At 45.0% G+C, this 22,559-nt stretch carries 15 protein-coding genes; 1 reads left to right on the forward strand and 14 read right to left on the reverse strand.

Annotated elements, in window-relative coordinates; genetic code table 11:
* Nucleotides 1–10 precede the first annotated feature (10 nt).
* The 4 genes from U1P77_RS01295 to leuS form a co-directional block, all read right to left on the reverse strand.
* Nucleotides 11–1,399 carry a permuted SH3 domain-containing protein gene (locus tag U1P77_RS01295; protein WP_321155638.1) on the reverse strand — a complete coding sequence of 463 codons (1,389 nt, stop codon included), beginning with the start codon at nucleotides 1,397–1,399 and terminating at the stop codon, nucleotides 11–13.
* 179 nt (nucleotides 1,400–1,578) lie between these two features.
* Nucleotides 1,579–2,673 carry a DNA polymerase III subunit delta gene (locus tag U1P77_RS01300; RefSeq protein ID WP_321155639.1) on the reverse strand — a complete coding sequence of 365 codons (1,095 nt, stop codon included), beginning with the start codon at nucleotides 2,671–2,673 and terminating at the stop codon, nucleotides 1,579–1,581.
* Nucleotides 2,674–2,721: 48 nt separating this feature from the next.
* Nucleotides 2,722–3,450, reverse strand: coding sequence for an LPS-assembly lipoprotein LptE (locus U1P77_RS01305; RefSeq protein WP_321155640.1), 729 nt, complete (start codon nucleotides 3,448–3,450; stop codon nucleotides 2,722–2,724).
* Between the two features lie 54 nt (nucleotides 3,451–3,504).
* Nucleotides 3,505–6,219: a leucine--tRNA ligase gene (gene leuS / locus U1P77_RS01310; protein ID WP_321155641.1), complete on the reverse strand. Its 2,715-nt coding sequence runs from the start codon at nucleotides 6,217–6,219 to the stop codon at nucleotides 3,505–3,507.
* A gap of 204 nt (nucleotides 6,220–6,423) precedes the next feature.
* On the opposite strand from leuS, the gene U1P77_RS01315 reads away from it, so the two are divergent.
* Entirely contained in the window at nucleotides 6,424–6,801 is a 378-nt protein-coding gene (locus U1P77_RS01315; RefSeq protein WP_321155642.1) for a Spx/MgsR family RNA polymerase-binding regulatory protein, read from the forward strand.
* A gap of 172 nt (nucleotides 6,802–6,973) precedes the next feature.
* On the opposite strand, the gene U1P77_RS01320 is transcribed toward U1P77_RS01315, so the two are convergent.
* The 10 genes from U1P77_RS01320 to U1P77_RS01365 all read right to left on the reverse strand — a co-directional run bounded on the left by U1P77_RS01320 (nucleotide 6,974) and on the right by U1P77_RS01365 (nucleotide 22,503).
* The gene (locus U1P77_RS01320; protein ID WP_321155643.1) at nucleotides 6,974–7,207 is read right to left on the reverse strand and encodes a hypothetical protein; all 234 of its coding nucleotides are present in this window, start codon (nucleotides 7,205–7,207) and stop codon (nucleotides 6,974–6,976) included.
* 9 nt (nucleotides 7,208–7,216) lie between these two features.
* Nucleotides 7,217–8,125, reverse strand: coding sequence for an acetylglutamate kinase (argB, locus tag U1P77_RS01325; protein WP_321155644.1), 909 nt, complete (start codon nucleotides 8,123–8,125; stop codon nucleotides 7,217–7,219).
* A gap of 204 nt (nucleotides 8,126–8,329) precedes the next feature.
* Nucleotides 8,330–10,153: a phosphohexomutase domain-containing protein gene (locus U1P77_RS01330; protein ID WP_321155645.1), complete on the reverse strand. Its 1,824-nt coding sequence runs from the start codon at nucleotides 10,151–10,153 to the stop codon at nucleotides 8,330–8,332.
* A gap of 75 nt (nucleotides 10,154–10,228) precedes the next feature.
* Nucleotides 10,229–10,693, reverse strand: a complete 465-nt coding sequence (dut, locus tag U1P77_RS01335; protein ID WP_321155646.1) for a dUTP diphosphatase — start codon at nucleotides 10,691–10,693, stop codon at nucleotides 10,229–10,231.
* A gap of 142 nt (nucleotides 10,694–10,835) precedes the next feature.
* The gene (mgtE, locus tag U1P77_RS01340; RefSeq protein WP_321155647.1) at nucleotides 10,836–12,239 is read right to left on the reverse strand and encodes a magnesium transporter; all 1,404 of its coding nucleotides are present in this window, start codon (nucleotides 12,237–12,239) and stop codon (nucleotides 10,836–10,838) included.
* 98 nt (nucleotides 12,240–12,337) lie between these two features.
* Nucleotides 12,338–14,371: a UvrD-helicase domain-containing protein gene (locus tag U1P77_RS01345; RefSeq protein WP_321155648.1), complete on the reverse strand. Its 2,034-nt coding sequence runs from the start codon at nucleotides 14,369–14,371 to the stop codon at nucleotides 12,338–12,340.
* Nucleotides 14,372–14,683: 312 nt separating this feature from the next.
* On the reverse strand, nucleotides 14,684–15,691 hold the full coding sequence (hemB, locus tag U1P77_RS01350; RefSeq protein WP_321155649.1) for a porphobilinogen synthase: 1,008 nt from the start codon (nucleotides 15,689–15,691) through the stop codon (nucleotides 14,684–14,686).
* Nucleotides 15,692–15,878: 187 nt separating this feature from the next.
* Nucleotides 15,879–17,735: an efflux transporter outer membrane subunit gene (locus U1P77_RS01355; protein WP_321155650.1), complete on the reverse strand. Its 1,857-nt coding sequence runs from the start codon at nucleotides 17,733–17,735 to the stop codon at nucleotides 15,879–15,881.
* Nucleotides 17,732–21,070 carry an efflux RND transporter permease subunit gene (locus U1P77_RS01360; protein WP_321155651.1) on the reverse strand — a complete coding sequence of 1,113 codons (3,339 nt, stop codon included), beginning with the start codon at nucleotides 21,068–21,070 and terminating at the stop codon, nucleotides 17,732–17,734. Before U1P77_RS01360 ends, U1P77_RS01355 begins: the two co-directional genes overlap by 4 nt.
* Before the next feature lie 35 nt (nucleotides 21,071–21,105).
* The gene (locus tag U1P77_RS01365; protein ID WP_321155652.1) at nucleotides 21,106–22,503 is read right to left on the reverse strand and encodes an efflux RND transporter periplasmic adaptor subunit; all 1,398 of its coding nucleotides are present in this window, start codon (nucleotides 22,501–22,503) and stop codon (nucleotides 21,106–21,108) included.
* Between the last annotated feature and the right edge of the window lie 56 nt (nucleotides 22,504–22,559).

A 22,559-nucleotide genomic window follows, 5' to 3' on the forward strand; every position in this document is an offset into this window, starting at 1 on the left:
ATACTGACCATTAGAACGGTCCACCACCTTTACTGGATTTTTCTAATCCTTCTTCGCTCAAAATAACTTCGTCACCCACACTTAATCCACTTAAAATTTGCGCATTAACGCGGTTATTTATCCCCACTTTTACCCGTTGGTCAACGACTTGTCCATCGGCTTTGAGAATGCGTACTTTGGCTATTGTGGTGTTTGAATTGTTACTACTAGAGCTGCTATTGCTAGAGTCGCTATTGTTAGCGCTGTCGTTCTGAGCAGTAGGATTGTCGCTACTATTGGTTTTTTTAAGCTTACCCGCAGGTTGCAAGGCGGCGGAAGGAATCAGTAAGGCGTCTTTGGCTTGATCAATGACAATATAAACTTGCGCGGTCATATCAATACGAAAGCGGCGCTCGGTATTGGGCACTTCAATGTAGCCGACATAATAGATAGCAGAATCGGTTGAGCTGGTATCGCTGATAATCTCAGGTGCCGGTTCAATGGCCTTAAGTATGGCATCGTACTTTTGATCAGGATTACCGATGATATTGAAATATACTGGCATTCCTGCCTGTACATTGATGACATCAGCTTCAGAGATTTGCGCGTTAATACGTACCGTTGATAAGTCGGCTAAAGTAACAATCGTTGGGGCAGTTTGGTTGGCGTTGACGGTCGTGCCCTGCTCAGTAGTAATGGATACTACAGTGCCTGTTATGGGGGCGCGAATGGTAGTGTAGCTGAGGTCTTCTTGCGCGGTGTTGACGTTAGTTTGTGATTTGCGTAGCGCAGCCCGTTGGCTATTAATATTCGCTTGCGTGGTAGCAATTGCGGCTTTGGCGGTATCGATGGCGGCATAGGAATTGGCAACCGCGGCTTTAGCAGTATCAATAGCCGTCGCTTGGGTATCGTACTCTTGCTGCGAGATGGCATCGATGGCGACCAAAGACTGCAAACGTGCAAAGTCAGACTGGGCTTGTTTTAACTCCGACTGACGACTGGCAAGGTCAGCATAAGCACTTTTCAGGCCTGCCTCCTTACTTAAGGTTTCGGCTCTTGCGCTTTGAAGTGCGGCTTCACTTTGCTCAAGGCTGGCTTGCTCATTACTCAGGTTATTCTTTTGCGTGACTTGGTCAATTTGTGCGATAAGGTCGCCTTGTTGTACCTCGTCACCCACTTCAACGAATAGCCGTTTGACTTCACCAGACACTTGCGCCCCAACGTCGACGGTATTGAGTGCTTTGACTTTACCAGAAGCCATGACGTTATTTTCGATATCGCCAATCTCAGTAATCGCAGTGAGATAGTTGGGTTGGGTTTCTTTTGGTTTGAAGATGTTGTAGGCTAAAGCTACTAACGCTATGATTATTAAGGCAATAACGCCCCATTTAATAGCAGGATTTTTGCTAATTTTACGCATGACGACAGTCCAATCACAATTAAATCGAGTGTAAGTATAGTAAAGGCTTGATGTGCAAAAGGGAATGGTAATTAGTTTGCGAAAGGTTAAGGGAACACCCTAAGGCAGGAGTAAATCTTTGATCATAGTAGTAAAAAGTGACTCATGTGAAGGGTTAAGAGGACGACAGTGTTCACTTATTAAGCTGCAAACAACCGCTGTCCCGATAATTCCAACGCTGCTTGCAATAACAACTCCCATGCGGGTTGACGCACGACACCTTTAATCGCTTGGTCACAGCGATAGATTAACGTGGGCCACTCGGCCGTTTGTGCTTTTGATTGCCGGCGAGAAGCTTGTTGGTACAACCCTTGTTTGCTACGCCAAATACCTAATGCTTGCGGGTCTTGACCATCAAGTAAAGCCATGATGTGGCGCATGTCTTTACTGATTGCCCATAGCACTAAGGTGGTTGGCTCATCTGTGGCTTTGAGCTGAAATATAATTTTTGCGACTTGGGCACTATTACCCGCTAACATGGCATCGGATAAATCAAACACGCTAAACTGCGCATCACTGACCAATGCCGCTTGTAAATCAGTGATATCCAGCGCTACGTTTGCAGAAGTATTGATAGAAGTGCTGCTCTTATCATTGGCTTCAGGAATATTTGCGGCTAACTGCTTATTATTATCTGCCAGCTGTGGAGCAAACAGATAAGACAAACGCCATAAAGTCTGATAGGCACTTAACAGATGATGCTCAGTATGTGACATCAAAAGCTGCCAAGCTTCTTGTGATAGCCTTAGTCCGAACTGTTGCGCTTGTATCTGTAACAGTTGTTGGCGTTGTTGCTCGTTGTATAAGTTGCAATCAATAATGTTACCGTATTGAGCAAAAGGAGCAAACCATTTGCTGCTTTGGGCGCGGCGATCTTGCTTGGGTGTCAGCCATAATAAGCTGTGGCTATGTGCGCCAGTTTGTGCGTCCACTGCAAAGCGTTCAAGCTCAGCGATGACAGCTTTATCTGGCTTATGATTGCCTGTCACAATCAAAGCACTGGCATCATCAAATAAGGATTGGCTACTGAGCTCTGATAACACTTCTTGCCAGCTCTTAACGGAGACCAGCTCGATACGCTTCCTGGCATAGTTTTGCGCGCGCCAATGCGGACGCAACGCATCAATAAGCCACTGATGCAATAGCGGCTCATCACCATGCGCCAGCCACAAGCCCGCTACCGCAACTGAAGGTTGCAATAGCTTGGGATAGGCTTGTATAAAGGACTCTTGCATAAGGTTTTGAGCCATCAGTTTATTGAGTGAAGGAAAGTACGATAGAAATTAAGAGGGGGGTGCGATAATGGTCGTCGTAGAAGGCATTGCTGCTGAACCCCTACTAGATTGCGATAACTTATTAGCGCTGGCAGGAGCCACTTTTGGCAGACCAATCGCGACATATTGATCGGTAATACGGCGCGCTAAGCTGTCATAGAGCCAGTCACGAATTTGGTTGCCTTGTTGGTCGCCAGTACTGACTGATGCTTCGTTATATTGATAGCTACGCTCAACTTGGATGGCATTAGTCAGAGTCACTGGTTGACCATTTTGCATGGTTTGATAATTGACATCTGCTGACAATACCAGTCGAATCTCTGTTAGGACGCCAACCAACTCATAGCGCTTAAAGCGTACATTATTGACGGTAATAGTGGCAATTTTATCAGCATTTTTATTATCTGCGGTATTGTCACTTGTGTTTTCTATCAGCGCCATACTGTCGACCACATTGACACCCAATGCCTCTAAACGCCTTGTTAACGGTAGCTTTAATGGAAATGAGGTGCGATTATCCTCAAGGATGATGGCAGTCTTGGCGATATCAAAACGCATTGGTGTATCATAACCGCGTAGCTGAAAGCCGCATCCTGTAAGAGCCGTTGTTGCACCAAGCACCGCAAATATTGGCAAGGTTGTCAGTAGCACCGTGGCTATTTTTTTTGCATGACTTTTTTCTACACGATATTTTTGCGCAAATGGGGGTAACTGCGCAGTTCGGTGCTTGTACGACATAATCGCTATCCTTATTCTCAATAAAAAAGGCTCGAAAACTAAGTTTAAAAAGACCTAGCCTGCCACTACAATATTGACCAACTTATTGGGCACGACGATCTCTTTTTTAATCTCACCAGTGATGAACTTGGCCACACTATCGATAGCGCGTGCTTGTGCTTTAAGTTGCTCAGGATCAGTATTTGGCGCCACATCCATCTTGCCACGCATTTTACCATTGATCTGTACTACCATAGTGATGGTATCTTGCACCAAGGCGCTGGCATCAACAGTAGGGTAGTTCAGGGTCTTAGTCTCAAGCCCTAGCTGTTCAAGTAGATGCTCACCGACGTGCGGCGCGTATACTGATAGCATAATGAGCAAATCAATAAGCGCTTCATGCTGTACTTGAAAGTCTTGCTCGCTACTGGCGTCAAAACTACTCAGCTCGTTAGCAAGCTCCATTAGACTTGATACTGGGGTGTTTAGCGCCAAACGATCACCAAGGTCACCATCAATTTTAGCAATCGTTTCATGAGTCTTACGGCGTAGGTCTTTGGCCGCTTTGGTCAAGCCGTCGGTATTCAAGGCCGTACTGTTTAACGTATCAAGGTTTAAGTTCGCTACCGTTAGGGCCTGCATATGCTCAGTGGCAACTCGCCAAACTTTTTTAACGAAGTTATAAGGACCTTTTAGCGCATCATCTGACCATTCAAGGGTTTGATCGGCAGGGGCGGTAAATAAAGTGTACAGACGAACAGTATCGGCACCATATTGATCTATGGTGGTTTGTGGATCGATACCGTTATTTTTAGACTTAGACATTTTTTCGATTTTGCCAATGGTGACTGGCTGTCCGTCTGTTTTTAATATGGCTTTAATCGGTTGTCCACGCTCGTTATAGTCAATATCAACATCTTGGGTGAAGTAATACGTGGTACTACCATCGGTATTAACACGGTAGAACGTACCCGCCAAGACCATGCCTTGGGTCATCAGATTGGCAAATGGCTCATCGCCTGATACCAAGTTTTCATCACGCATTAGCTTATGGAAGAACCGCGCATAAAGTAAATGCATAACCGCGTGCTCAACACCGCCGACATATTGATCGACTGGTAGCCATTTGTTAGCAGCAGACTTGTTTACCATACTTTGCGTATCATGCGGACTGGCAAAACGCGAATAATACCAACTTGACTCGACAAAAGTATCAAAAGTATCAGTCTCGCGCTCAGCAGGATTACCACATTTAGGGCAGCTGGTATTCACAAATTCTGGGATGTTCTTAAGAGGGTTACCGCGACCATCAGGAACGACATCAGTAGGCAACACTACTGGCAAATCTTGCTCTTCAACGGGAACCGTACCGCAATGCTCACAGTTAACCATAGGGATCGGACAACCCCAATAACGCTGGCGCGATACGCCCCAATCACGTAAGCGGTATTGGATTTTTTTATTGGCAAGTTCTTGTGGCGCAAGTTTGACTAGCATAGCCTCGAAGGCCTGCTCAAAGTTCATACCGTCAAACTCACCCGAGTTGACTAAGGTATTACGCTCGGTGTAGGCACGGTTGCTATCAGTATCATCAGAAGCAGCGTCAGCATTTACATCGTCAAAGTAACCTTCAGGAATGTCAATAACTTGCTTAATAGGTAAGTTATATTTGATCGCAAATTCATAATCACGCTCATCATGAGCAGGTACTGCCATGACCGCACCTGAGCCATAGCTCATTAGCACATAGTTGGCGACCCAGACGGGTACTTTATCGCCTGTTAGTGGATGAGTAACCGTCAGACCAGTATCCATGCCAATTTTTTCAGCTTTAGCAAGATCCGCTTCAGCAACTGAGCCTTTTTTACATAGCGCACAAAATTCTGCAATGATTTCACTGTGCTCAGCCGCATACTGAGCCAAAGGATGCTCAGCAGCAACAGCGACGTACGTGACGCCCATCAAAGTATCGGGACGGGTGGTAAACACGTCTAAGGTATTGTCTTCGCCAGCAAGATTATAAGGGAAATGCACTTCCATACCGGCACTGCGACCAATCCAGTTGCGCTGCATGGTCAATACTTCAGACGGCCAGTGGCCCTCTAACTGATCTAAATCATCGAGCAGCTCGTCGGCATAATCGGTGATATTAAAGTAATACATCGGAATGTCACGCTTTTCGACTGCAGCGCCACTACGCCAGCCTTTGCCATCGATAACTTGCTCGTTGGCCAGTACGGTATTATCGACTGGATCCCAATTGACGGTAGCAAGCTTTTTATAGACCAAGCCTTTTTTGTATAACTGTAAAAACAACCACTGCTCCCACTGATAATACTCAGGGTTACAAGTCGCAAACTCGCGTGACCAGTCAATGGATAATCCGAGTAACTTAAGCTGCGCGCGCATGTTATCAATATTGGCAAACGTCCATTCGGCAGGCGGCGTTTGGTTGGCAATAGCGGCGTTTTCAGCTGGCAAGCCAAACGCATCCCAGCCCATTGGCTGCATGACTTCATAGCCTTTTAAACGGTAATAACGACTCAATACGTCAGAAATTGTATAGTTACGGACATGCCCCATGTGTAGCTTACCGCTTGGATAAGGAAACATCGACAGCATGTAGCGGCTCGGCTTATCGCTTGGCTCGTTATCGACTTCAAAGCGTTTGTCTGTCGCCCATTTGGCTTGCTGCTGCGCTTCAATAATCTGCGGCTGATAGACATTGACACTAATATCGTTTGTATTTTCTGCTTGGTTATTATTTGGGGCAGTTTGCGAGTTACTCATTGTCGGCTCTAATTGGTTAACACAGATAAAAGGGTAAGATTTTATAATGCCATAGCATAGCGTAATTTGGTGAAAATTGCGACGCTATGATAAGGCAATCGTATGCTAGGTCTACGATATTTTTAACTGCTAAAATGCTAGACTGGTATGTAAACAAACGATAATTTATATTAAAAATTTAAATAAAGAAAACTTGGAGACAATATGACCATTACCATTTACGGCATCAAATCATGTGGCACGATGAAAAAGGCATTTACCAAGCTTGATGAACTGGCGGTAATCTATAACTTCCATGACTATAAAAAACAAGGTATTGATAAGGAAAGCGTTCAGCGCTGGGTAAATATTTTAGGCATAGATAAAGTACTAAATAAACGTGGAACCACGTGGCGTAAACTGAGCGACGAGCAAAAGGCCGCAGCTGATGCTAATGAAACTACAGCAATTGAATTATTACTGGCCAATACCAGCATGCTTAAACGTCCTATTGTAGAAGGCCAGATCGAGAGTAAAAACCAAGCTCGGTCAGTATTGTTATGTGGCTTTGATGAAGCAGACTATGAAGCAAATCTTTTATAAAAGTGCTGTTTCTTAGATGGTGATAGCTATGAGAACGAAAATTATTTTTTTACCCAGCGTAAAGGCAATCATTATATGAAAGTGTATGGCAACAGTAGCCACAGCTCGGTAGAGTTCTGCGCTTATTAATAACGCCGAACGGTATTACCAATTGATTTAATTAAGTCCGATTTTAGAAAAGTCTAAGCCCGGGCTTAATAATTCCTAATATGAAATAAACCAGACTGGCCAGCCAAATAATCAATACATACATGCGGATTTGCTCTGCGTTCCAATCTAGCGCAATCCAATCAATTAAAAAGAACGACTTCCAGCCTTCTACCCATTTTGCGCCGCCATAACCGATAATCCACCAGCAGTATAAGCTATGAAAGGCAAAAGTCAGACACCACAGCCACAATGCCATCATCTATTCCTAGCCTGACGTACCTAAATCACGACTGATGAGCGTACCAACCCCTTCATTAGTAAAAATCTCCAACAAGGTAGCATGCGGGACGCGACCATCGACAATAACCGCGCTTTTCACGCCACTACGTACCGCATTCAGAGCACATTGGATCTTTGGAATCATACCGCCTGAAATAATACCATCTGCAATTAAGGCGTCTACCTTTTTCGGAGTCAAGCCAGTAACCACTTGACCATCGCGTCCTAATACCCCTTTAATATTGGTCAATAGCATGAGCTTTTCAGCTTGCAAAAACTCAGCAACTTTACCCGCGACTAAGTCGGCATTGATATTATAAGTATTGCCTTCGCTATCGACTCCAAGCGGCGCAATGACGGGAATGAAATTGGAGGCAATAAGCATATTAATCACGTCTTTATTGACGCTGACCACATCACCGACAAACCCCAAATCTACAGGGACAGCGATACCGTCTGCTCCGATTTTCTCCATCATCAATTTTTTGGCAGTAATCAAGTTAGCATCTTTGCCGGTCAAACCAATGGCGCTGCCACCATGCTTATTAATTAAGCTGACGATAGATTTATTGACACTACCGCCCAGTACCATCTCCACGATATCCATGGTGCTTTTGTCGGTCACACGCATACCATCAATACGTTCAGACTGGCGACCAAGCTCTTTTAGCAGATTATCAACTTGCGGACCGCCACCATGTACGACTACGGGATGCATGCCAACCGTTTTTAACAATACAATATCGCGGGCAAAGGAACTTTCAAGCTCCGGATCGGTCATGGCATTACCGCCATATTTGACCACAATTAGCTTATCTACAAAGCGTTGAATATAAGGGAGCGCCGTGGTTAATACTTCAGCGGTAATTTTGGCATCATCAAAATTAAGCGACATCGTAAACTCCTAAAATACGGTTTTAAAAATTACGTTCAACACACATATATACGTTGATAGTAAAAATTTTGTGTCTGACATTATTGTTATGGAGATATTCGTTTTAAATCAGTATCGGCTTTCCGCCATTGATTGCTGGTCATTATTGTAGTAGCACTTTGCTATAAATGACTTTCTTTTATTTTAAGTCGACTATAACCAAAGCTATTCGGGGTAAAGCGCCATAATTTGCTCAGCCAAATTATTATCAAATAGGCGACATAAAGTCACAAAGCGCATTTGTACGTCTTTGAGATCAGCGGCACTGTCACCGGCAAAACGCACAGTGAGATTATGGCTGGTATTTGATTGGCGCAATATCCCAAAACCACGAGCAAAATCCAACCGCACCCCATCAATACAGGTCAATCTTGTTCCTAGCGGTAATAACTGCTTTGCCTGTACTAACGTCATATGTTGTCTGCTAGCAGAGCAAGTACATAGCGACGGAGTACAGGACGTGGCAAGCCTATTATCAGAGGCGCTAGAAGCTATCGATAGCTCAACTAAGTGCTGTAAATAATGACAAAATGTGGCTAATTGTTGTACTACTGAGCAGTCTGTCGGTGGCGTATCTGGTAGCGGTAAATAGTGATCCGCAGTACTGACCAGCGTTGGTAATTGTCTAGTAATATCAGTTAATCTATGAGGGACTAGCGTGTCAATTCGTTCGCCCCACAAATCGACAGCAGGTGGCAATGTATCACTAGGCGCCGCCGTATATACCAACCAATGCAGTAAGCGTAGTCCAGCGTACATGGCATCATCATAAGGCGTAAAATAACCATCGTTAAAGATAAAATGGCCGGATAATTCACCAGCAAATATAATACGGTTTTCACAAGATTGCAGCTGCTGACGCATCAGGCTACTGCCCGTTTTACTAATAATAGGGGTAGCACCCAGATTGCTTAACAAAATAGGTAGATGATGTGAGCACTTGATATCAAACAGCACTTGCGGTGTCGATGTAGTATCAGCATCCCATGTTTTTGGACGCTCAGTGATGGCCACTTGCGCCAATAAATACAGCAAATGATCAGGCATGACGACTTTACCGCTATTATCAACAATCATGAGCCTATCGCCATCACCATCGAACGCCAGACCAATATCGGCGGCATTGATAATAACCGTTTGTTGTAGCTCTGCTAATCGATTGGGCTCAGTCGGATCAGGGTTGCCCATAGGGAAACTACCATCAGGCGTATCGTTGATAACAATAACGTGCTGGCAAAATTGGCTGAATAAGGGTAAAGCGATTCTACTGGTGGCACCATGCATACAATCAATAACGATCGTTAGATCAAGCTTTTTGACAGCCCATCTATTTGTAGCAGACAGGTTTTGAGGCGGATAAATGGTGGTAAACACTTCTACAATAGCTTGAATATAAGGCGCTGCTACGGTGTCAGTAGGCAAGCCTATAACAGACAGTACAGGGTTCGACTGAGCATCAATATTTTGGATAGCAGCGATGGTTTTACCGTTACTATTGTTATCGCTATTTTGAGTAGAATTAGACGGTATTGAGTCTTGGTAAAGCGCCTGAATATCTTCGGCACTAGGAGAAGCATTGCCAACCAACCATTTGATACCTAAGATACCTTTCGCAGAATGACTGGCGGTCACCATCATACCGTGACCATCATATTGCTCAGTCCAAAATGCCATCATCGGTGTGGTGATCAGTCCCAAGTTGATAACTTGTAGACCTTGCTGCTGTAGTATAGTGGCCAGCGTTTGGGCGATGCTATCGCTACCGTAGCGAACATCATAGCCGATAATAACGGTAGTCGCTTTGGGTTTGGTATGAGGCGTCAGCTCATTATTAGATCTAGATTTCACACTCTTAGCGGAATGATAGCGTTGATAAAGTCGAACAAAAGCCTTGCCCAAAGCCTGCACAAAAATAGGGGTAAAGTACTGCTCGTCACCGCGAATATCATAAGCACGAAATAAGGATTGCTGGGCGGCAAAAAACGGCATCGCTTTACTCTCCTTATGGTCGTTATTTGTGGAAATGAATGTTCGGGCACTATTAAACATACAAACTAGCGATTGCTATTGGCGACCTGAATGACCAAAACCGCCTGCACCGCGTGCGCTTTCATCGCTAAAGTCAGTCACGACTTCGAACTCAGGACGGGCGACTGGTACAACAATATACTGCGCCATACGCTCTGCTGGATTGAGGATAAAATCTTCACTACTGCGGTTCCAAATACTAACCATTAGCTCACCTTGATAGTCCGCATCAATCAGTCCGACCAAATTACCCAATACAATACCATGCTTGTGACCGAGTCCTGAGCGCGGCAAAATCATACCAGCATAATTAGGATTTTGGATGTAAACGGCCAAACCGGTACCGATCAAATGCGTTGAGCCTGCCTTAATCGTCAAAGGCTCATCAATACAAGCACGTAAGTCGATACCTGCCGATCCATCGGTGGCGCGGGTAGGTAGAGAGAATGCTTTATCTTGAGTGATTTTAGGGTTTAGGACTTTGACTTGTACCGCTTGCATAACACACTCACTTAATAGTTTGACTGTTTCTGTAAATAGGGTTTTATGAATAGCTTTGGCTAGATAATTTTTAATACATACGTTTTAATAAATAGCGACAACCACAATGCTACGATTTCTAAATTTATATTGAGATTTGGACCTAAAGTAATAACACACTCGCCAGTCCTAGGAACGACATAAAGCCGACGATATCGGTTACTGTGGTCAAAATAACTGAAGCTGATAATGCCGGATCAATATCCATATTTTTTAATACTATGGGAATAGTGATCCCCGATACATTCGCTGCTGTCATGTTAATAGCAATCGCACAGCCAATCACAGCGCTAATTCTAACATCCTGAAACCACATTTGGGCAATAATCGCCATGATTATCGCCCAAATGATACCGTTTATTGCGCCAACCCACAGCTCTTTATTAAACAACCACCAGCGGTTAGAACCACCAATTTGACCCATTGCCATACCACGGATAACTATGGTAAGTGTCTGGGAGCCGGCAATACCGCCCATACTTGCCACTACTGGCATTAGTATCGCTAGCGCCACTACTTTTGCGAGTACCGCCTCGAACTGACCAATGACCGCTGCTGCTAGTAGCGCGGTACATAAATTAATACCCAGCCAAATACTACGACTTTTGGCACTAGTGAGAATAGGCGCAAACAGCTCTTCATCTTGACTGACACCAGCCAAGTTTTTCATGGTGCTGTCGACATCGTCTTGGATGATTTCCATGATGTCTTCGCCATTTAACTGTCCAACCAGCTCACCATGACTGTTAATCACCGGAGCAAAACGAATATCTTCTGAACGAAAGATAGCTGCCGCATCTTGGATATCTAAGCGATCATTGATAGTGACAGCGGTATCAATGAAGCTGGAAACCAATGAGCTTTGCTCGTGCTTGATCAAATCAACGAGACTGAGTAGCCCGAGCAGTTGCTGGCTTTGATCGACTATCAGTAGTTCTTGGCTTTGGTCATCCAGCAGATCTTCATTATCGCGTAGCCATTGCTGCACTTGTGCCAGAGAGATATCATCTTGTACTTGAATGATATCAGGATCCATATAGCTACCCACTTCCCAATCGGCATAAGTATCGAGCTTATTGACCTGAATCCGTATATCTTCATCCAAGGTCGCCATTACTGAGGTACGGACAGTATCGGTAACGGTCTCCAAAATCTCTGAGATGTCCTGCGCATCAAGATCTTGGGTAAATAATGAGATTTCTTTTGAGGAGATATTCTCCATTAACGGCTGACGCGTATCAAATTCTAGTTCAGCGAGTACTTCACCTTTGAGCTGTTCTGGAACTTGCGCCCAAATCAGCAGTCTATCTTGGGTTGGAAACGACTCGAGTAGGTTGGCAATTTCATATTCAGACTGCTTCGCCAAAAACTCAGTAATGGCTGTATAGGCCTCATCCGCAACCAAATCCTGTAAATATAGCAGTTTATATTCAGCGCTATACTCTAAAGAATTATAGTTTCCCTGTAGCTTGGGCGGGTGTTCAGGGCTAGGCGTAGCGGCGGGCATAAGCATTCCAAAAGTGTTGAAAAGACACAAAATGAGTTAAAGCTAAAAAATAAATGAATAGTAACCTGATGTTATTCATTTAGACCTTAGTATAAATACTAGCGATTACCTAATAACGCTCGAATATTGGCTAAGTATTCATCAGCAACGGCTTCTGGATCTTTAGTGGCTTTTTTCTTTTTAGCTTTGGCTGGCCAGTCGATATGGTCTTCAGGTAGCTCCTCTAAAAATCTAGACTCTGAAGTAACACGCATCTGTCCCCCTGCACGGCGCTGCGTGGCTAAGGTTAAGGTCAGCTCACGACGAGCGCGGGTAATGCCAACATACATTAAGCGGCGTTCTTCTTCTACCGTTTCACTGATAATAGAGTTACGGTGCGGCAGCATCTCTTCTTCTAAACCCATAATATAAACGTAATTAAATTCCAAGCCTTTTGCCGCATGCAAGGTCATTAGATTGACCTTATTGGTGTTTTCGTCTTCTTGCTGTTGCTCCAGCATGTCGAGTAATACTAGCTTGCGGATGATGGTATCAATAGTACGATCTTCATCGTTTTCTGCACGGTTGATGAGTGATTGAATACTGGTATACAGCACTTCAATATTATCTAGACGGTTTTTTTCTTGCTGCGGGGTTTTTGCCTCTGAGCGCACCACATCGACGTAACCGGTTTCATCAATCATCTGCCGCACGATTGGGACAGGGTCAGGATGCTGATCAAGGTCGCGGGTATAATGTTCAATAAAGTCGCCAAACTCTTTTAGGGTACTATAGGCTTTGGTCGGTAATACATGGCTGAGGCCAGCATGGGTACAAGAGGCCAGTAACGAGATACTATGCTCTTGCGAAAATAGACCGAGCTTCTCTAATGTCGCAGGTCCCATACCACGCTTGGGTGTATTAATAATCCGTAAAAAAGCACTGTCATCTTCTGGATTTAGAATTAGACGTAGGTAGCCCATAATATCTTTAATTTCACTGCGCGCAAAAAATGACTGACCGCCAGATATCTTATAAGGGACTTGTAATTGGCGTAATTGTGCCTCTAACATTCGTGCTTGAAAGTTACTGCGATAGAGTACGGCATAATCTTCCCACTCATTACCAAAACGTAGCTTATGGGTGACTATCTCTTTAGCAACGCGTTCAGATTCATCGTCATCATTACGGCAATTGATAATACGGATTTTTTCGCCATGACCTTTATCTGACCAAAGTTTCTTTTCAAATAAATGCTCATTGTTGGTAATAACCGCGTTGGCCGCGGTCAAGATACGACTGGTCGAGCGATAGTTTTGTTCCAGCATAACGATTTTTAATTTGGGAAAATCTTCTTTTAGCAGTGCCATGTTTTCAGGCTTTGCCCCACGCCAGGCATAAATGGATTGGTCATCATCACCCACTACGGTAAAGCGTCCTTGTGGCCCGACTAAATACTTAATCATCTCATACTGAGCAGTATTGGTATCTTGATATTCATCGACCAATAGGTAGCGAATACGGTTCTGCCACTTATCCCGCAGCTGGGTATTGTCACGTAGTATTTTAGTCGGTAATACAATCAAGTCATCGAAATCAACGGCATTATAAGCGCGTAAATTACGCTCATAGAGCGCATATAAAGTTGCAAAGATCATATCTTCAGGATCGTCTAAGGTCTCCATCGCTTTATCCGGGTCAATCAGATCATTTTTCCAGTCAGAGATAAATTTCATCGCTTTACCCACCAGCTCGCGACTCTCAGCGCCACTTAAATTGTCGCGCATCATTAGCTCCATCAATAAGCGCTTGCTGTCCTCGCCATCCATGATGGAAAAGTTGCCTTTTAGTGGCGTATGTATCAACTCATAACGCAAAAACTGTAAGCCAAATTGGTGAAAGGTCGATACGGTCAGGCCGCGGGTCTTATCACTGGGCATTAATTTACTGACTCGAGCTTTCATCTCGCGCGCCGCTTTATTGGTAAAAGTCACCGCCGTAATACGTTCCGCTGGCATGTTGCACTCTTGTATAAGATAGGCAATCTTACGGGTGATAACCGAGGTTTTGCCAGAGCCTGCGCCTGCTAATACCAGTAGCGGACCGGATACGTAGAGCATGGCTTCTTGTTGTTTGGGATTAAGTTGACTCATAGCAAGACCTTTGGGACAAATGGTTCAAAAGCAAAAAAGAGGGTAGTCGCGGAATTAACTAATTAAAGCCCTAGAAAAATGGTTGGGCAGGCGACAGAATAAAGGCAATAAAATGTGGAGGGTGGCGTAAACACACGTTTAAAATTAGGTAGGCTATTATAAAGCAAAAATCGTAAGTTTTGGCAGTAGATGGCGGATGGTTAGTGTTGTTAAGAAGGAACTAAGAATAAGAGAAGAGTAAAAATAAAATCGCGCCAGCTGGCTTAGACCAGATGACGCGAAAAAGTAACGTTTTAAATAAATATATTAATACTAAGCATTGTTTAACTGACGTGCCGCCTCTAACGCAAAATAAGTCAAGATACCATCGGCGCCAGCGCGGCGGAAGCCAATCAGCGATTCTAAAATAACAGCATCACTCAACCAGCCGTTTTGAATCGCGGCCATATGCATAGCATATTCGCCAGATACTTGATAAGCAAAGGTCGGTACGCCAAAGGTATTTTTCACTTCACGAACCAGATCTAAATAAGGCTGACCCGGTTTAATCATCACCATATCAGCGCCCTCATTGATATCCATTGCCACTTCATGCAAAGCTTCTGCGCGATTACCAAAGTCCATCTGGTATTGCTTTTTATGGCCGCCTTTTAGATTACCAGCACTGCCGACTGCGTCACGGAATGGACCATAATAAGCGGAGGCATATTTGGCAGAATAAGCCATAATAGCCGTATTGAAAAAACCTTCTGCTTCCAAAGCATCACGCATGGCTTTAATGCGGCCATCCATCATATCGCTAGGGGAGATAATGTCTGCACCAGCGCGGGCATGTACCAGTACTTGCTTGACTAACACTTCAACGGTCTCGTCGTTGACCACATAACCTTCGTCATCGAGCAGACCATCTTGACCATGTGAGGTATAAGGGTCTAAAGCCACGTCAGTCATCACTACGATTTCTGGTACGGCATCTTTGACTGCTTTTACCGCGCGCGCGCTCAAGCCATTTTCATCATAAGCGGCATGACCATCGGCCGTTTTTAAGCGGTTATCAATGACTGGGAAAATATCAATCGTGGTGACACCTTCTGCTAATAACTCTTTAGCATACTTAATAAGCAGATCGATTGATAAGCGCTCAACGCCTGGCATACTAGCGATAGCCTCACGCTGATTGTTACCTTCTAGGACGAATACTGGCGCAATGAAATGCTTAGGGTGTAGCTCAACTTCACGAATCATCGCCCGTACATTGTCGTTATAACGTAGACGGCGCAGGCGAGTTTCGGGAAATTGGCGATTGAAGGTGTAAGTCATAATGGTTCCTTATTATATTTTCATCTGGTTGTTGTTTATAACATTATTATTTATTAGATAGCCGTTTAAAAGTAGCGCGAAATGTTGTGAGACTACTATAACCAAAAGCGGCGCTCAAAAGCAAAAAACCCCACCGAAGCGGCAAGGCTGATTGTGCGATATTTATCCACTATTGACCAGCAAGCAGTTAAGGCTCAATAATCTGCGTGACTGGTACTTGTTCAACAGGAGTTTCTTCAATCAAAACACCGACTGCTGCATCAGCATCGTTATCATTATCGATATCGACAATCGCAGTTGGTTCAAAGACAGCTGTCGTTGGCGAATTTGACTGCTTAATGGCAATGGCTTCTTGCACAGAAATTACCCGCGCTGAACTGGCGGCATCGATAGCGTAAGCGGCTTTTGCTTCAGCACTATTGCCAGGCGCTCTACCTAATTGTGCCACGTTGGTATATTGTGGTACTGGAATAATGGTTGGCACACCAAAATTAGCACCGCCACCAAGGGCCTGGTACAATTCAACTTGGCTAATAATTTTTTGTAGCTCTAAATCTAAAATCCCTTGTTGAGTTGAGAACAATGAGCGTTGAGCATCGAGTACGTCTAGGTAGTTGGATATACCGGCTTTAAAACGAGCGTCCGCAATTTGATAGGTTTGCTCGAAGTTATCTTGTAGACGGTACTGTGACTCAAGCTGCTCACCTAATGTTGCCCGCGTTGCAAGAACATCTGATACTTCACGAAACGCCGTTTGAATAGATCTCTCGTAACTGGCAAGCGTTTGTTCACGTTCGATTTTAGCCACATCATAGTTGGCATCCAAGAGTCCGGCATCAAAGAGGGGCACGCTGATACTTGGGCCAAATGACCAACCTACTGCGCCACTGCTAAATAAATCATTTAAACTATCACTACTCACGCCCACACTACTGGCAAGGCTAATTGAAGGGTAATAAGACGCGCGTGCCACTTCAATATTAGCACCAGCGGCTTTAAGATTATATTCCGCTTGTAATACATCAGGGCGATAGCGTAGTAGCTCGCTTGGTAGACCGGCACTAAAGATTTCTTGTGTGGTCACATTACTAACAGCAGGCGTTGGAATAAGACCGCCTGGAATGGGAGCACCTACTAAAAACTGTAGCGCATTACGTGAGGTTAAGATGCTGCTTTGCGCCCGTAGTACCGCAAGTTTAGCATTCTCAAGCGATGCACTTGACTGTAACGAGGGCAGTTTAGGATCGATACCTGCTTCAAAGCGCTTACTGGCAATGAATAGCGATCTTTCACGGCTCTCAACCGTCGCTTCTGCCAGTTTTAGCTGCGCTAAGCTATAGCTTAAATTAGCATAGCTTTGGGCAATATTACTAATTAAGCTAATTTGGGTGGCATCTTTTGCCGCAGTCGTTGCTAAGAAATTTTGCAATGCCTGCTCTTTTAGACTGGCAATTTTGCCCCAAAAGTCGAGCTCGTAGTTGGCTAAGCCCAATTGCACATTGTAACTATCGCCAGTTTGACTGCCGCCTATTGGACTGCTTTGACGCCGGCGAGAGTAGCCGGCGCTACCATCAATGGTGGGCAGATCACGAATATCAGTAATTCGATATTGAGCGCGTGCTTTTTCAATAGCCAAGCTGGCACTTTCAAAGTCTTTATTATTCTCAAGACCCAATGCAATAAGACCCTTCAGACGCTCATCACTATAAAAGTTCTGCCAGCGTTGACTGGCGAGACTTGGTTGCTCGGCGTTACTGATAGTCTCACGATCGAATGCACCATAGGCTTGCTCAATCGGTATATTAGGCTCAGCAAGTACAGGGCTCATATCCGCTTTTGGGATGGTATTACACGCTGCCATACTCATTGCTAATGCCGTCAAACCTAATAAGCGTCCACTATTCTTGCGTACCCGCGATACTGAGAAAGTCGCAATCATAGCGGTAGAGACAAACCAAGTGCCTGTCATTGGGCGCACGCTGGCAGTAGAGGTAACTACTGCTTTGGTGGCTGAGTTAGGGGTAAATAACGTACTAAAACTCATTTTGTATTATCTCCAAAGCTTAGAGGCTGATAACTCTCAGAGGGAGTTGGGTCTTGCATATCATCGGTCGGTGTATCTAGCACTTTTGGCGTAACTAGGGTTTCGTCAGGATCATGTGAGCCATTGGGATCAGTCGGTCCATCTTGATTGTTTGGACCATTTGGATCATTGCCGTCATCTTTATCATTCGGATCATTCGGATCATGCGCTTCATTACCTCTATAAGGGAAAATGCTACGCACCCAAATGTAGAACATAGGAATAAAGAAGATACCTAAGAGGGTAGCGCTGACCACCCCACCAACCACACTGGTACCGATCGCATTTTGGCTACCAGACCCGGCGCCAGTGGCTATGAATAATGGCACAACACCCAGACCAAAGGCAAGCGAGGTCATAATAATCGGACGCAAGCGTTGCCGAGCCGCCGTCATTACCGACTCTTTGAGGCTATAACCTTCTTCTTGGTGATCCCTCGCAAACTCGATAATCAAGATGGCATTTTTGGCTGATAGCCCGACTACCGTGAGTAGACCGACTTGTAAATAAATATCGTTGGAGAAACCACGGAACCAGGTAAATAGTACCGCCCCCAATACCCCAAGTGGAATCACTAATAGTACTGAGAATGGCACTGACCAACTTTCATACAGCGCCGCTAGACATAAGAAGACCACTAAGATTGAAATGGCATATAGCATGGGCGCTTGAGCGCCTGACTTTTGCTCTTCTAATGACAGGCCTGTCCATTCGTAGCTGATGCCATCAGGCAGTTTTTCGACCATGGCTTCCATGGCCTCCATCGCTTCACCCGTACTTAAGCCTTCAGCCGCATTACCCTGAATGTTCATTGACGCCAAACTGTTATAGCGCGTGAGACCTGGTGAACCGGTTTGCCATCGGCTACTAGAAAAAGCATCAAACGAAATCATCTCGTTGCTGTCATTGCGCACATACCATTTACCAAGATCATCAGGGTTGGTACGGCTACTAGGCTGACCTTGTACAATCACGCGTTTAACACGACCACGGTCGATGAAGTCATTGATATAACTTGAGCCCCAAGCGGTGGAGATAACACTATTAATACTCGCCAGAGATAAGCCATAAGCAGCGGCTTGCTCTTGGTTGATATCAATTTTAAGCTGCGGTGCATCTTCTTGTCCGTTGGGACGCACACCGGATACTTGATCGTTTTGAGCGGCCATACCCAGTAACATATTACGTGCTTCAAGCAGACCTTCGTGCCCAAGGTTACCAGAATCTTGGAGCATCAAATCAAAACCACTAGAGTTACCAAGCCCACTAATCGCTGGCGGTATAATATTAAAAACAGTCGCTTCGTTAATTTGGCTAGAGAAGTAACCCTGTGCCCGATCAGATATGGCCCGCGCTGTATTCTCATCCCCTTTACGATCTGCCCAGTCACTTAATTTTACGAAGGCGATACCGACATTTTGTCCTTGTCCAACAAAACTGAAGCCCGCGATTGTAAACGCTGAAGCAACATTATCCGGTTCTTGGCTACTATAATAATCGCTAACTTTATCAAGAACATCTTGGGTTTCATCCAATGTCGAACCAGCGGGTAGCTGTACGGCGGTAAACATAATGCCCTGGTCTTCTTCTGGTAAAAATGAGCCGGGGATACGTAAGAATACCACTGCCATAATACCGATAATGGCGGCATAGACAATGAAGTATACCCATTTAAAGCGGAAACTTTTACCGACAAAACTTTCATAAGAGCGACTGGTTTTGGTGAAAGAACGGTTAAACCAACCGAAGAAGCCTTTTTGATGCTCGCTGTTGCCTTTTTCATGGCTCTTATTACGTTTTAGTACAGTCACACAGAGGGCAGGGGTGAAAATAAGGGCCACTAGAGCTGACAGCACCATGCTAGTGATAAGCGTAATGGCAAACTGACGATAAATTACCCCAGTTGAGCCGCCGAAGAATGCCATCGGAATAAATACTGCTGATAAGATAAGCGCGATACCCACCACGATTTTACTAATCTCACCCATTGATTGGATCGTGGCATCTTTAATAGAGATATGCGGGTCTTCTTCCAAAATCCGCTCGACGTTCTCTACTACCACAATGGCATCATCCACTAGTAGACCAATGGACAGCACCATGGCAAACATGGTCAGTACGTTAATACTAAACCCTGCGACATACAGCACCGCAAAAGTACCTAGCAATACCACAGGTACGGCTAGGGTCGGGATAATAGTCGCGCGCCAGTTCTGCAAGAAAACAAACATGACAATAAATACCAATACAATCGCTTCAATTAAGGTCTTAACCACTTGCTCAATAGACAAGCGTACAAATGGAGTGGTGTCGTAAGGAACGACTGACTTTAGACCTATAGGGAAGTTTGCTTCTAGCTCGGCGATTCGATCACCGACCAATTCGCGGGTTTCAAGAGCGTTAGCACCGCTTGATAGTGAGACGGCAAGGCCAGCTGCTGGTTGGCCATTAAACAACGAAATAGTACTATAATTTTCACTACCAATTTCAACGTCTGCAACATCACCTAAGCGCACTTGTGCACCAGAGGTATCTGTTTTTAGTAGAATTTTTTTGAACTCGTCAGGCGTTTTTAGATAACTCTGAATGGTGACTGTCGCATTAATAACTTGTTCATCGACATCAGCGGGTGCTTGACCTAATTGACCGGCGGATACTTGGGCGTTTTGCGCTCGTACGGCATTGATCACATCAGATGGCACCAAACGATAGCCACGTAAGCGTTCAGGGTCGAGCCAAATACGCATTGCGTAAGAGGCACCGAATGTTTGTACTTGACCAACCCCTTCAACACGGCTGAGCGGATCGACGACATTAGAGTTAATATAATCACCAATATCAGCACGATCCATACTGCCATCTTCGGAGACAAACCCAAACACGGCTAAAAAGCCTTCAGAGGCTTTATTGACGTTGACGCCCTGACGCTGTACTTGCTCAGGCAACGAGCTCATTGCGGCCTGTAATTTGTTCTGAACTTGTACTTGCGCCGTATCGGCATCCGTACCGTTCTCAAAGAAAAGCTGTACAGAAGCACTACCATTTGAAGCACTCGACGACTTTATATACATCAAGCCATCAAGGCCCTTCATGCGCTGCTCAATAATCTGTACCACTGAGTTTTCAATGGTTTCAGCGTTAGCACCAGGGTAGGTGGCGCTAATCGAAATGGTTGGCGGCGCAATAGCCGGATACTGCTCAATCGGTAGGTTGATAACCGATATTATCCCGATGAGCATAACCAAAATGGCCATCACCCATGCAAAAATAGGGCGATTAATAAAAAAACGTGACATAGTATATCCCTAAGTCTTCCTAACTTTGAATGGAATTAGTTGGCGGCTGCTTGTGCCGGTTTATTGGCAGTTTTGCCATCGGTAGACTTATCCACATTTTTTGCAGCTTGCTGCGGTGTTTTGGCAGCAGTGCTAGCAGGAGCGCCTTGCTCAGAGGGTGCTGGGTTTGGATTTTCTAAAGGCTTAGCGACCACCTCTTGTTCAGGTTTAACCTTTGCGCCACCGATAATCACCACTTTATCACCACTCTTTAGACCATCAGTGACCACCCACTGTCCATTATAGGTACCATTAATAGTAACCGGACGAACTTGGATTTTGTTATTTTCATCAACGATATAAACTTGAGTTTCGCTTTTAGTTGACCGCATAACCGCACTTTGTGGGACTAAGGCGGCATTGGTAATGACACTTTGGGTCAAGCGTGCGCTGACATACATACCTGGTAGCAGTATATTATTACTATTGGGGAATACGGCACGTAAAGTTATAGCCCCAGTTGACTCATCGACTTTCGCCTCTGACAAAGCAAGCTTACCTTTTACCGGATAGACAGAGCCGTCCTCTAACACCAGCTCAACCGTATTCATGCCGGCTTGGGCTTTACCAGAGGAGATTTGTTGACGTAGATTGAGCAGCTCAGACGACGATTGACTGATATCCACATAGATAGGATCTAAGCGTGAAACAGTGACTAGCGGATCGGCCTGACTGGCGCTAACTAGCGTACCCGCAGTGACGCTTGAGCGATCACTACGACCTGAGATCGGCGCACGGACGATAGTACGATTGAGATCTAGGGTGCTGGCATCTAAACCAGATTTTGCGGTTTGAATACCGGCTTTTGCGCTTTCGATACCGGCTCGCGTTTGCCCAATAGCGGCATTTGCACTTTGGACGGCCGCTTGCGCGGTACGCACTTGTGTTTGAGCCTGCTCATACTGTTGCTTGGAGATGGCGTCAATACTGACTAACCCTTGCAGACGCTGTAGGTCATTTTGCGCTTGGGCTAGTGACGCTTGGCGACTGACCCGTTCAGCTTTCGCATTGGCATTATTAGCCAAGGCTGTCTGGTAGTTGGCTTCCGCCTGTGCTACCGCAGCCTTACCACTAGTAATAGAGGTTGCGTAGTTATCGGTATTGATACGATATAGGGGCTGGCCCTTTTTGACGGTGCTGCCCTCACGGAACAGCACTTCGTCAATGATACCGTTTACTTGTGGACGGACGTCTGCTATTTGATAAGCAGTAGTACGTCCAGAAAAAGTCTGTACTTGGGGTACGCTGTCAAAAGTCACGGTCTGGACGTTGACGACGGCAGGCGGCATCTGCTGCGTAGCTTCACCTGCGGCGTCCTCATTTTTGTCACAGCCAACCAGTACAGCTCCAGAAAGTACAGATGCTATTACAAGCGCAAGATAAGAGTGCTTCATCAATGTCCTCGGCAATAATCTAAAATAGATACAGTATAAAAATGTAGTGATAAATT

It is taken from the genome of Psychrobacter sp. LV10R520-6, assembly GCF_900182925.1.
Lineage (GTDB): Bacteria > Pseudomonadota > Gammaproteobacteria > Pseudomonadales > Moraxellaceae > Psychrobacter.